Origin of the sequence: Geobacillus sp. FSL W8-0026 (genome assembly GCF_037966255.1) — a bacterium.
Taxonomy (GTDB): Bacteria; Bacillota; Bacilli; order Bacillales; family Anoxybacillaceae; genus Geobacillus; species Geobacillus icigianus.
The window spans coordinates 2010420-2023424 of the sequence record NZ_CP150194.1; the positions used below are offsets into that span (position 1 = coordinate 2010420).

Consider the following 13005-nt stretch of genomic DNA (forward strand, 5'->3'; position numbering starts at 1 on the left):
AGCCGTACTTGGTTCACTTGCCCCCTCGTGACCGGCCCCTTTTCGCCATTCGAACGAACTGTTGATCGTTGGCTGTTAAACCGATGACGGCAGCCAAGCGGCCATCTGCTCGCGTAAAAATGCAACGAGCTGACGCTTCACTGACGGCAAAGCGGCGCTTGAAACGCCGATGCACGACGGACACCCGTCCGCACATGGGCAATGCTCCACCCATTGCCGCACCCGCTCTACGATTTCTGTCCATCGCTCAAACACCGCCTCAGACAGACCGACACCACCGGGGTAATGATCGTAAAGAAAGATCGTCGGCCGCCCGGAATGCGGAGCTTTTAATTGCGGCACGACATGGATGTCAGAACGGTCGCACATGACAAATACCGGCACGAGGTGGCCAAGCACATTGGCCATGCTGACAAGAAGCTGTTCAAACTGCGCCGGTGAAAACTGCGGCGGCACCGTCTCCCACTCCACCCATGCCGCTGACGTATGGATCGTTTCCTCCGGAAGCCGGATTGGCCCGGAGCCGATCGTTTCAAACGTCGACAACTTGATCTTTTTAAAAATGGTGGCCATCGCCCGAACCGATACATCTCCATAGCGCACGACCATCGACCCGTTCGTTTGGCGGCGGTCTTCCGACAGCACATCGAGCCGCACGGCCAAATTGGCGTCTGTAAAATAGTCGACATCCACTTGGCGGACGTACGCCTTTTTCTCCTCCCAGTCCAGCTTTTCAACTTGGTATTGAGTCCCCTCGTGCAAATAAATCGCTTCCTCATGGAGCAGCGTCATGGCGCTGAACCGATCCATCTCGCCGATGACGCGAGGGCGGGCCGTCTCGGAACGATCGATGATGACCACATTTTCCTGAGCCGCAGAACGCAAGCTGACATCATGCGCCGGAAACGCGTCACTCATCCAATGCCAGCGGCCGGCGCGTTCGTTTAGCACCCCTTGCTCAGTCAAAAAATCGAGCACCTCTTCGACCTCCACACCGCCGAACGTCTCGCCGCGCCGGAACGGCAGCTCGTAGGCCGCGCATTTGAGATGGTCGACCAAAATGAGCAAATTGTCCGGATTGATGCGCGCCGTTTCTGGGGAGCGGGCGAAAAGATATTCCGGGTGGGAGATCATGTATTGATCGAGCGGATTGGAGCTGGCCACCAGCACTACGAGCGAATCGCCGTGGCGCCGGCCGGCGCGTCCCGCCTGTTGCCATGTACTGGCAATCGTTCCTGGATACCCGGCCATGACGCACGCTTGCAGCTGTCCGATGTCAACGCCGAGTTCAAGGGCGTTTGTGCTGACGACGCCGAGCACCTCCCCACTGCGCAATCCTTTTTCAATCGCGCGCCGCTCGTTCGGCAAATAGCCGCCACGATAGCCGCGAACCGCCGTTTCTCCGCCCCGGCTGCGCAGCGCTGCCTGCAAATGGCTTAAAATAAGTTCAACGCGGACGCGGCTGCGGGCGAATACGATCGTCGGAATCCGGTTGAAAAGCAGCTGGCGGGCCAATTCGACCGCCGTTTTGGCCGCGCTTTGCCGGACGTTCATCGTTCGCTCGACGATCGGCGGATTGTAAAGCACAAACCATTTCCGCCCTTGCGGCGCCCCGTTTTGATCGATGAGCGTCATCGGTTCCCCTGTCAACCGCTCAGCCAGCTGCTGCGGATTGGCGATCGTCGCTGAAGCGCAAATAAATGTCGGGGAACTCCCATAAAAAGCGCATATTCGCTTTAAGCGACGAATCACGTTCGCGACATGGCTGCCGAACACGCCGCGGTATGTATGCAATTCGTCAATAATGACATAACGCAGCTGCTCAAACAAAGAAATCCATTTCGTATGATGGGGCAAAATCGCCGTGTGCAACATGTCCGGATTCGTAATGACAATATGGCCGGCTTGACGGATTTTTTGCCGCAACACCGGGGGCGTGTCGCCATCATACGTATACGTGTAAATCGGCGCTTCCATCTCGGCGATGATCTCATGGAGTTCATGCATTTGATCTTGGGCGAGCGCTTTTGTCGGAAACAAATAAAGCGCACGGCTTTCCGGCGCTTTCGCGATGGCGTCCAGCACCGGCAAATTATAGCAAAGCGTTTTTCCGGAAGCGGTCGGCGTGACGGCCACGACGTTCCGCCCGCCCCGCGCCGCCTCGTACGCGGCCGCCTGATGCGTATACAGCGAAGCGATGCCGCGCGCCTCGAGCGCCAAGCGCACCCGCGCGTCAAGTTCAGCGGGAAACGGAACGGTGTCCGCTTCTTTCGGTTCGATTTCATGCCAATAGACGACATGCGGATCTTGACGGAGCTGTTCCATCCATTCCGAAAGCGTTTGTTTTTTCACGTCGCAAATCACCTCGCTTCTATTTTACATGCATGGCTTGCTGATTTGCACGAAAAACATCGATGAGGAAGCGTCTCTTCCTTGGCATGACAAGCGCCTTTTTCCTAAAAAAAGCGAGGCTGTCCCAAAAGGTCGGTAAAACGACCTTTTGAGGACAGCCTCCTGCTTTTGTTTTTACATTATTTGTCTATTTTTTACTTTCTCAAAGGATCTGCTTCTTCTTATCCCCGTATGTTCTCCCTTTTTCTTTTTATTGGGTGGACAGTGGCCGCCCACTTTCTCAAATTGTGGGCAGCACAAATAAGCCCCCATTCCACGGTAATTTTTGGGAGCCCCCTTAACAAAAAGCGCTGGAATTGCTGGTTATGCTTGATTTGCCCAAACACCGGCTCGTTTTCGATTTGCCGTCTTCGATATGTCGCCGCCCCTTCTTCCGTGGACAGCCGTTCCCGAATCTCCTGCCGTTGTTGTTGATTCTTCAAAGAAACGCGGATGGTTTTCGTGTCTTTGCCTTTGGCGCATGCCGTTTGAAACGGGCATCCGGCACATGCCGTACAACGATACGTCCGTTTGACGGTAACGTACCCATTGTCGGTCGTTTCCTTCCGTTCATACACAAACACCAACCGTTCCCCTTTGGCGCAAATCCACTCATCCAGCTCCTCATCATACGTCATGTTCTCGATTCGGCCGGTCTCTTTCGCCCACGCTTTCGTTTGTTCCCGGTCCAGCGTGTTGTACTTGATCAGGGCGACGATCTTCTTTTTCTCGCAGTACGTGTAGTTCTCCTCACTCCCATAGGCGGAATCCGCAATGGCCCGTTTGGGCATTGGGCGTCCATAGGCGGCCAATTGCTCCAAATGCGGAATGAAACATCCGGCATCCCCCGCCCGTTGATGCACGCTAAATCCAGTGATGAATTGGTTCTCTGTCCCAATCTGCACATTATATCCCGGTTTGAGCTGGCCGTTTTTCATATGGTCGTCTTTCATTCGCATGAATGTCGCATCCGGATCCGTTTTCGAAAAGCTGTTCCGTTCGCCCAACACTTCTTTGTATTCTTCATACTTCTTCTTACGGGGGAGAAGATCTTGCTCCAATTGCCGTTTTGCTTTCTTTAACGTGCGATTCTTCGGCTCTTTCTTTAGGCGTTCTTCCACTTGTTCGATGACGGCTTCGATCTTTTCGGACGTAATCGGTGAAGCTTCCAGTTTTTCTTGAAAATCCCCTTCTTGTTCCGCCTCTTCATCTTCTTTCGCCACCTGTTCGATCGAGGCAACGATTTGCCGGAATTTCTCCTCCAGCTTCTGATCGTACTTTTCCGTTGATTTGCGCCAAACGAACGTGTATTTGTTGGCATTGGCCTCGATTTTCGTTCCATCCAGAAAGTAATCCTCTAGTTTGACGAGCCCTTCTTGACGCAGAAGATCAACAATGGAGAAAAACGTTTCGTAAATGACGTCCTTCATCCGTTCCGAGCGAAATCGGTTGATCGTGCGGAAATCCGGTGTTTGATGGCCGGAGAGCCACATAAAGTAAATGTTTTCTTTCAACTGCTTGGCGATTTGGCGAGAGGAGTAGATCCGATTGGCGTAGGCATACAGGATGACTTTCAACATCATTTTCGGATGATAGGCTGGGCGGCCTCCACCAGGATAGAGGGAAACGAGCAGAGCCGGATCCATTTTTTCCACTGCCAGATCCACGATCCGGCAAAGATGATGTTCCGGAATGAAAATTTCAAGATCCATTGGCAAAATGAGTTGATCTCGGTTATAATAAATGTACATAAGAAAACCGTCCTTTCTTGGTAGGGTTATGGTGACTTTATTATACCAAAAGAGGAACGGTTTTCTTATTTTTTTTTGCGAAAAAAAGGAGGGTGTCCGAAAAGCGAACGCTATGCGAACACTTTTGGGACACCCTCGGAGTGAGGCTGCCGGCACCCAAGCCGAGCTGACAGCTCGCTGCCGAGCTGGCGCATGCGCACGGCCAAATCGCTGATCCGGTCGTCGGTCATGCGAATCGTTGGGCCGGAGACGCTGATCGCCGCTACGACACTGCCGGTATAGTCAAAAATGGGCACCGCCACACAGCGGATGCCATACTCGTTTTCTTCCAAATCGAGCGCATATCCGTTTTGCCGAACGGTCTCAAGCTCACGGAAAAATGCCTCGCGGTTGGTGATCGTTCGATCGGTATGCTTCGGCAGCCCTTTTCGCTCAATGATCTCGGCGGCCACCGCCGGCGGCAAATGCGCCAAAATTGCCTTTCCGACCGCCGTGCAGTGCATCGGCGCGCGCTTGCCGACTTTCGAATGCATGCGCAGCGTCTCTGTTCCTTCCAATTTTTCAATATAAATGACTTCCCCTTGGTCATAGACGACGAGGTGGATCACCTCATTCGTTTCCTTTTCGAGCTGGCGCAAATACGGCTTTGCCTCTTGGCGCAAATCGATCGAATCAAGCAGCTTCGAGCTGAGTTCCAAAAATTTGTAACCGAGCTTATACCGCTCCGTTTCCGGATGCTGTTCGATATAGCCGTATTGGGCGAGCGTCGTTAAAATACGATAGACCGAACTTTTGTTGATGTCCATTTGCTTGGCGATTTCCGTCACACCCAGCCCATCCTTTTTCGCGCTGACAATCTCGATAATTTGCAGCGCCCGGCGCACGGACTTGACCGTATGTTCTTTTTCCATTTCATTCACCTCGATTTGTTCTCTCTGCTCGTCATTATACACGAACAGCCGGGCGTTTGCAGGCAAAAAGAGGGCCACCGGCGCGCATGGCGCCGTCAGCGAGAAAACGGACAAATCCTACCCCTCTCTGACACGAATTCGTTCCGCAGTTTTTTCCGTGACTCGCGCCACCCCGGTCTCCACGGCGACGCGGGCGACGGCGGAAGCGACCGCTTCGACAACGCGCCGGTCAAACGGGTTCGGGATGACATAGTCTTCCGCCAGCTCTTTTGGCTGGATCAGCCCAGCGATGGCTTCGGCCGCAGCGATTTTCATCGCCTCATTAATCTCTGTCGCCCGCACGTCAAGCGCGCCGCGGAATACCCCCGGAAACGCTAACACGTTGTTCACTTGATTCGGCAAATCGGAGCGGCCGGTCGCGACAACAGCAGCTCCAGCGGCTTTCGCCTCATCCGGCATGATCTCCGGCACCGGATTGGCCAAAGCGAAGACAATGGCGTTGCGGTTCATCGTCTGCACCATCCTTGGCGTCAACGCGCCGGCAACGGAAACGCCGATAAACACATCCGCGCCTTGAATGACGTCCGCCAGTGTCCCGGAGATACGGCGGTGGTTCGTGTGCCGGGCAATCTCTTCCTTAATGACGTTCATCCCATGCGGGCGCCCTGCATAAATCGCTCCTTTTGTGTCGCAAACGATCAGGTCACCGACCCCCATCGACAGCAGCAATTTGGCGATCGCCACCCCGGCGGCGCCGGCGCCGTTGATGACCACCCGGCAATCGGCGAGCGATTTGCCGACCACTTTTAAGGCGTTCGCTAGCCCAGCGGCGACGACAATCGCCGTGCCATGCTGATCGTCATGAAACACCGGAATCCCCATTTCCTAGCGGAGCCGCTCTTCAATGACAAAGCAGGCCGGAGCGGCAATGTCCTCCAAGTTGATGCCGCCAAACGTCGGCTCAAGCAGTTTGACCGTTTGGATGATCTGCTCCGGGTCTTCCGTGTCCAAACAAAGCGGCACGGCATCGATGCCGGCAAACGCTTTAAACAAAGCGGCTTTCCCTTCCATGACCGGAAGCGCCGCCCGCGCGCCAATGTTGCCAAGCCCAAGCACCGCTGTGCCGTTGGAAACTACCGCAACGAAATTGCCTTTCACGGTATAGTTGTAAATTTCCTCTCCATCGGCACGAATTTGTTTGCACGGCTCGGCCACTCCCGGCGAATAAATGACGCTTAAATCGTTCGCATCCGTGACCGGCACTTTCAATTCCACGGTTAATTTCCCTTTCGCCTGCCGATGGACAAGCAACGCACGTTCCCGCAAATTCTCCATCGCTCATTCCCGGCTACCAACCTCGCTACATCGTTTGCGCCGTTTTGTTGTCCGTTTCGTTCTGAAACCGGCCAGTAGCAACGAGGAACTGCCCCCTTTCTATTTACAAAATTTTCAGAACAAATTCGATAAGGAAGGAACAAGGGCGCGCAGCCCTTGTTCAAGTGGTTGTTTATTGTTCCACTGCCGCAAATTTCGCTTTCGCTTCTTGACGGCGGCGGTGCAAAATCGGTTCCGTATAGCCGTTTGGCTGTTCGTAGCCGAGGAAAATGAGATCGCATGCCGCTTGGAACGCCACCGAATCGTCGTAGTTCGGCGCCATCGGACGGTAGTTCGGATCGCCGGCGTTTTGTTCGTCGACGACTTTCGCCATGCGCTTCAGCGTCTTGAGCACTTGCTCTTTCGTGCAAATGCCGTGATGGAGCCAGTTGGCGAGAATTTGGCTCGAGATGCGAAGCGTCGCCCGGTCTTCCATCAGCCCGATGTTGTGGATATCCGGCACTTTCGAGCAGCCGATCCCTTGGTCGATCCAACGGACGACATAGCCTAAAATGCTTTGGCAGTTGTTGTCAAGCTCCTCTTGAATGTCTTCCGCCGTCCATTGCGGGTTGTCGACGACCGGAATTTGCAAAATGTCGTCGCGGTAATCGCGCCGTTCGTTTGCCAGCTCGCTTTGCACAGCGGCGACGTTCACTTGATGGTAATGAAGCGCATGAAGCGTGGCCGCTGTCGGCGACGGCACCCATGCTGTATTGGCGCCGGCTTTTAATTGCGCTCCTTTTTGCTTCAGCATTTCCGCCATCAAATCCGGCATCGCCCACATTCCTTTGCCGATTTGCGCCCGGCCGCGGAAGCCGGCGGCAAGCCCAACGGCGACGTTCGATTTTTCGTACGCCTGCAGCCAAGTCGATGATTTCATCTCGTTTTTCCTGCGCATCGGCCCCGCTTCCATCGACGTGTGAATTTCATCGCCTGTCCGGTCAAGGAAGCCCGTGTTGATGAACACGATGCGGTCGCGCACTTGGTAGATGCAGTTTTTCAAGTTGAGCGACGTGCGGCGCTCTTCATCCATCACGCCGATTTTGATCGTATTCCGCTCAAGGCCGAGCAAATCTTCGACGCGGTCAAACAGCTCGTTGGCAAACGCCACTTCCGCCGACCCGTGCATTTTCGGCTTGACGATGTAAATCGAGCTTTTGCGCGAGTTCAAGTAGCGGGTGTTGCCGATCAGCGAATGTTTCATGATCAAGCTGGTAATCACCGCGTCGATAATCCCTTCGTGCACTTCTTCACCGTTGGCATCCAAAATGGCGTTGTTTGTCATTAAGTGCCCGACGTTGCGCACGAACATGAGCGAGCGGCCCGGCAGCACAAGCTCCCCGCCATCCGGCGTTTTGTAGACGCGGTCCGGATTCAAGGTGCGCGTCAACAGTTTTCCGTTTTTCTCAAACGTCGCGGTCAAATCACCTTTTATCAAACCAAACAAGTTGCGATACACGACCACTTTATCGTCGGCATCGACAGCTGCGACCGAATCTTCGCCGTCCATGATCGTCGTCACCGCCGCTTCTAAGACGATGTCTTTCACGCCGGCTTGATCTGTTTTGCCGACCGGATGTTCGCGGTCGATTTGAATTTCAATATGAAGGCCGTTGTTTTTGAGCAATACCGCCGTCGGGCGTTGCGGCTCGCCTTGGAAGCCGATGAATGTTTCCGGCTCTTTCAGCCCCGTCGTCGCCCCTCCTTCGATGGTCACGACGAGCTGCCCATCCACAATGGCGTACTGGACAGCGTCTTTATGGGAATATTGCGCCAGCGGCACCGCTTCATCCAAAAACTGCCGCCCGTAGGCGATCACTTTCGCCCCGCGCACCGGGTTGTATGACGAACCGCGCTCAGCACCGTCTTCTTCACTAATGGCGTCCGTCCCGTAAAGCGCATCATACAAGCTGCCCCAGCGGGCATTGGCGGCGTTTAACGCATAGCGGGCGTTCGTCAGCGGCACGACGAGCTGCGGCCCGGCTTGCACGGCGATTTCGTCGTCCACGTTGTCCGTTGTAATCTCGAAATCTTCCACTTCCGGCTCCAAATAGCCGATGTCTGTCAAAAACGATTTGTATTCATTGAAATCAAAGCGGCCGCGACGCGCTTTATGCCACTCATTCAATTGGGTTTGAATTTCGTCGCGGCGGGCGAGCAATGCTTTGTTGCGCGGCGTCAAATCGGCAATGAGCGCGCCGAAATCGCGCCAAAACTTGTCTTGATCCACTCCGCTGTTCGGCAGAAGCTCCTCGTTGACAAAGTCGTACAGCACTTTTGCGACTTGAATGTTGCCTTTTTGTACGTATTCGCCCATCGTTCTCCTCCCCCTCTTTTGTTTCTTATTAAGAAACACTGTTTCTTAATTGACTTAAAAAGATGATACCATGAAAGCAAACAACGGGCAATCGTTTTTGCAACATTTTCATTTGACTGGCAATGGCGCTTGTTTCGTCTCGACGCACCGCCCCGGGGTCGGAAACAGCTTGCCGGGGTTGAGCAAGTTTTTTGGATTGAACACGTCGCGGAGCGCCGTTTGCGCCAAAATTTCCTCGTCCGTGAAAATGAAGCGCATCTCTTCTTTTTTCTCAATGCCAACGCCATGTTCCCCGGTAATCGATCCGCCGACCGCCGCGCACGCCTTGAGGCATTCGCTTCCGGCGGCAAGCGCCCGCTCCGTCTCCCCAGGCTTGCTCGCGTCAAACAGCACAAGCGGGTGCAAATTGCCGTCGCCGGCGTGGAAAATGTTGGCGATTCTCAACCCATACCTGCGGCTGATCGCGGCGATTTCCCGCAGCACTTCCGGCAGCCGGCTGCGCGGAATGACGCCATCCTGCACTAAATAGTCAGGCGAGATCGCCCCCATGGCGCCAAAGCCAGTTTTCCGATTCGCCCACCAGCGGGCTCGTTCTTCCTCTGACTGAGCGACTTTCACTTCGCGCACACGATGGCGGCGGCAAATCGTTAAAATATCGTTGATTTGTTCGTCGATTCCAGCGGAAATGCCATCCACTTCAATGAGCAACAGCGCGGCGATGTCTTTCGGATGCCCGACCGGAAACGCGGCCGCTTCGACCGCCTCGATGGCGGTTTGATCCATCATCTCGAGCGCCGCCGGCACGATCCCGGCGGAGATGATGTCGGAAACGGTTTGGCTCGCGTCTTCGACTTCATTAAAATAAGCGAGCACCGTCTGTTTCGCCTCAGGATTTTTCAACAGGCGGACGGTAATTTTCGTCACGATGCCAAGCGTCCCTTCCGACCCGGTCAGCAGCCCGAGCAAATCGTAGCCGGGCGGATCGGGGACGCCGTTTCCGCCGATTTCAATCACCTCGCCGGTTGGCAAGACGACTTCAAGCCCTAAAATATGGTTCGTCGTCACCCCATATTTCAAGCAATGGGCGCCGCCGGCGTTTTCGGCGACGTTGCCGCCGATCGTGCAGCAATATTGGCTTGACGGGTCGGGCGCGTAGTAATAGCCGCGGTGGGCGACCGAGTTCGTCAGCTTCAAATTGACAAACCCCGGTTCGACAACGGCGCGGCGATTTTCCAAGTCCACATGCAACAGCCGCTTCATCCGCGTTAAGCTGATGACGACTTCGCCGTTTAACGGAATCGCTCCGCCGCTTAGCCCCGTGCCGGCGCCGCGGGCGAGAAACGGAAGGTCATGCTTATGGCAATAGTTGACGATTGCCGCCACTTCCTCAGTGCTGTTTGGAAAGACAACGGCCTTTGGCAAATGGCGGTGGACGGTGAACCCGTCGCAGTCATAGGCAATCAAGTCTTCCTTGCGGTACAAAATCGCCGTTTCGCCGACGATGCCGGCGAGCGCCTGAATGTGCGGATCGTTCGTTGCAATCGGCCGCTTTCTCATATGCGCACGTCCTTCCCTTCTTCTTTTTGATACACCCAATCGAGCAGCTGCACCGTATGGACGATTTTTTGGGTTCGGCCATGTTTCATGACGCCAAGCGCCATTTGCAGCATGCAGCCCGGGTTGCCCATCGAGATGAGTTCCACCTCTTGCGGCACCTGTTGCATTTTGCTCTCCAGCACCGCTTGCGCCATCTCCGGATGGGTGATGTTGTAAATGCCCGCACTGCCGCAGCAGCGGTCGGTGTTCGGCATGGAAACCATTTCCACCCCCGGAATGCTTTCAAGCAAGGCGCGCGGCTCTTGGCGGATGCCTTGGCCGTGGGCAAGGTGGCACGCATCATGGTACGTGAGGCGCACGTTCAGTTCGGCTCGCGGCCGCTCAAAACCGGTATCATGCAGAAACTTTGACACATCCTCGACTTTGGCGGCAAATTGCTCTGCTTTTTCATGCCATTCCGGATCGTCGCGGAACAGTTCCGGATATTCTTTCAACATGCAGCCGCAGCCGGCGGCGTTGACAATGACATGGTCGACATGCTGAAACGCCTCGATGTTTTGCTTGGCGAGCTTCCGGCCCGTTTCGCGGTCGCCGGCATGCACATGAAGCGCCCCGCAGCACGTCTGGTTCGGCACGATGACGACGTCGTTGCCGTTTCGCGCCAATACGTGGATCGTCGCCTCGTTAATGTCGCTAAACATCACGTCCATCACGCAACCGGTCAAGATCGCGACCGTCCGCTTTGTTTCCCCCTTCGCCTTGATGAGCGGCGCGCGCTTATACTTTTTCCGCACCGGCGTGCCGACCTCGGGCAAAACGGCCTCCATCTCCGCCAAATGGTCCGGCATCACCCGCAGCAATCCGGTTTTGCGCGCCACTGTCTGCAGCCCGCTTTTTTGGTACAGCTTCAACAAGCGGCCCAGCCAATCAAGGCGCGACGGGTGCGGGAACACCCCTTTTAAGAAAAAGTCGCTGACAAACGCCTTCCAGCCTGTAAGCGGCACCGCCTGGCGAAGCTGGCCGCGCACTTGTTCAATCAGACCGCCAACGTCGACATCGGCCGGGCAAGCCGTCGTACAGGCGCGGCAATCCAAGCACGTAAAAATCGGGTCAAGCAAATCCGGCGTTAAATCAAGCTTTCCTTCCCCGACCGACTTCATCAAATGGACGCGGCCGCGCGGGGAGTGCTGCTCTTGGCCGGTTTGTTCGTACGTCGGGCACGACTCTAAACACATGCCGCAATGGACGCAATCGGCCCACTTGCTTGGGTCGGGCAAATCGGCGAACCGGTAGTTGCCAAGGCTCGCGGTCGCACACGCCGGACTGCCCGTCCGCTCACTTGTCATGGCGTTCATCATTAAATCCCCCCAATAAAGCGCTGATCGTTGACCGTTTTGTTTGGATCGACTTTCCGTTTGATGCCCTCAAGCAAGAAAACGTACGATGGCTTGGCGCCCCAGACATCGATGCGCTGGCGCAGCGAAAACGGCAAATGTTTCACCACCGCGTAGCCGCCGAGGCGAACTGCCGTTTGACGCAGCTCCTCGATCGCCGTCAACACGTCCTTTTCGCCGCCGCGCACGTACGCCTGACAAAGCCCATGGCTCAAACCGCCGTGCGCTTCGAGGCGGACATGGCAGCGGTCCGCAATTAAAGCGCTTTCTCGCAAGACAGAGAGCACATCCAAGTTGACAACCCCGATTTTCACTGCCGCTTCCACACCGTTTTCTGCCGGCGCCAGACGCCCGTTTGGCGCCACGGTATAAAACGTCCGCCAAAAGGCGGAAGCCTCCGTGCCGGCGAAAACGGCCATTTCCGCTGTTTGCGGCCGCAGGCGTTCGACCCACTGCTCTTGATAATGAACGGCGCTTTCCACATCTTCAAACCCGATCACAAGCGTATAAACCGGTCGTCCTGTCAGCCGCTCGGCAAGCGCCGGGTTGAGCAGTTCAAAACAAACCGGCTCCATCATCGTATCAAGGAACGAAACGGCGAACGAGCGAATGTCATGAAGATCGCCGCTTGGAAACGACAACAGCACAACGCTTTCATATTTCGCCAACGGCCGGAGCTTGAACGTAATCTCGCTCAGCACGCCGAGCGTCCCCATCGCCCCGATAAACAGTTTGTTCATGTCATAACCGGCGACGTTTTTCACCACTTTGCCGCCGGAACGGATGACCGTGCCGTCCGGATAGACGACGCGCAGCCCGATGACCGAATCGCGCGCTGACCCATAGCCGAGCCGCTTCGGACCGCTGTCGTTCGCGGCAATGACCCCGCCGATCGTCGCTTCCTCCGGCCAAAACGGGTCCAAGGCGACCTTTTGCCGATACGGAGCGAGCGCGCGCTGCAACTCGCCAAACACCGTTCCTGCTTTGACCGTGACCGTCATATCGGCGGCCGCGTGTTCGACAATGCCGGCATAGCGTTCCAACGACAGCAAGATGTCCGCCTGCGCCCGCTGCCCGCCAAAGCCCCGTTTTGTGCCGCGTCCGGCGATGGCGACTTTTTTGCCATGGCGGTCGGCATAGCGGAGCACCGCAGCGATTTCTTCCTCTGTTTGTGGATAGACCGTCACCGCCCCATCATTGCCAAGGGGATGGAACGTTTCATTCCGTTTGATTTGTTCCGGATGCAAAAACGCCTGCAGCTCCTCAATCCATGCCAATGAAAGCATGAGCGCCCTCCTTTGTTTCGTAAT

7 protein-coding genes and 1 pseudogene are annotated in these 13005 nt (G+C 55.5%); all 8 read right to left on the reverse strand.

Going from position 1 to position 13005, the window contains the following annotated elements; genetic code table 11:
- Positions 1 to 75: 75 nt before the first annotated feature.
- The 8 genes and pseudogenes from NST29_RS10145 to NST29_RS10180 all read right to left on the reverse strand — a co-directional run bounded on the left by NST29_RS10145 (position 76) and on the right by NST29_RS10180 (position 12981).
- On the reverse strand, positions 76 to 2352 hold the full coding sequence (locus tag NST29_RS10145; RefSeq protein WP_033843977.1) for a DEAD/DEAH box helicase: 2277 nt from the start codon (positions 2350 to 2352) through the stop codon (positions 76 to 78).
- A 221-nt stretch (positions 2353 to 2573) separates the two neighbouring features.
- The gene (locus NST29_RS10150) at positions 2574 to 4142 is read right to left on the reverse strand and encodes an IS1182 family transposase (RefSeq protein WP_033018017.1); all 1569 of its coding nucleotides are present in this window, start codon (positions 4140 to 4142) and stop codon (positions 2574 to 2576) included.
- Between the two features lie 110 nt (positions 4143 to 4252).
- Positions 4253 to 5053, reverse strand: a complete 801-nt coding sequence (locus NST29_RS10155; RefSeq protein WP_339232990.1) for an IclR family transcriptional regulator — start codon at positions 5051 to 5053, stop codon at positions 4253 to 4255.
- 117 nt (positions 5054 to 5170) lie between these two features.
- A pseudogene (locus NST29_RS10160) lies at positions 5171 to 6388 on the reverse strand (malic enzyme-like NAD(P)-binding protein).
- A gap of 172 nt (positions 6389 to 6560) precedes the next feature.
- Entirely contained in the window at positions 6561 to 8744 is a 2184-nt protein-coding gene (locus NST29_RS10165; RefSeq protein ID WP_033017743.1) for a malate synthase G, read from the reverse strand.
- Between the two features lie 108 nt (positions 8745 to 8852).
- On the reverse strand, positions 8853 to 10301 hold the full coding sequence (locus NST29_RS10170; RefSeq protein ID WP_033017741.1) for an FAD-linked oxidase C-terminal domain-containing protein: 1449 nt from the start codon (positions 10299 to 10301) through the stop codon (positions 8853 to 8855).
- Positions 10298 to 11659: a (Fe-S)-binding protein gene (locus tag NST29_RS10175; RefSeq protein ID WP_108209726.1), complete on the reverse strand. Its 1362-nt coding sequence runs from the start codon at positions 11657 to 11659 to the stop codon at positions 10298 to 10300. The genes NST29_RS10170 and NST29_RS10175 overlap by 4 nt, the downstream gene beginning before the upstream one ends.
- A complete protein-coding gene (locus tag NST29_RS10180; protein ID WP_033017738.1) occupies positions 11659 to 12981 on the reverse strand; it encodes an FAD-binding oxidoreductase in 1323 nt (440 codons plus the stop codon). Before NST29_RS10180 ends, NST29_RS10175 begins: the two co-directional genes overlap by 1 nt.
- Between the last annotated feature and the right edge of the window lie 24 nt (positions 12982 to 13005).

Coding starts and splice junctions, on each gene's coding strand:
- NST29_RS10170 (WP_033017741.1), bottom strand. CDS start 10,301: ATGAGAAAGCGGCCGATTGCAACGAACGATCCGCACATTCAGGCGCTC.
- NST29_RS10150 (WP_033018017.1), bottom strand. CDS start 4,142: ATGTACATTTATTATAACCGAGATCAACTCATTTTGCCAATGGATCTT.
- NST29_RS10155 (WP_339232990.1), bottom strand. CDS start 5,053: ATGGAAAAAGAACATACGGTCAAGTCCGTGCGCCGGGCGCTGCAAATT.
- NST29_RS10165 (WP_033017743.1), bottom strand. CDS start 8,744: ATGGGCGAATACGTACAAAAAGGCAACATTCAAGTCGCAAAAGTGCTG.
- NST29_RS10180 (WP_033017738.1), bottom strand. CDS start 12,981: ATGCTTTCATTGGCATGGATTGAGGAGCTGCAGGCGTTTTTGCATCCG.
- NST29_RS10175 (WP_108209726.1), bottom strand. CDS start 11,659: ATGATGAACGCCATGACAAGTGAGCGGACGGGCAGTCCGGCGTGTGCG.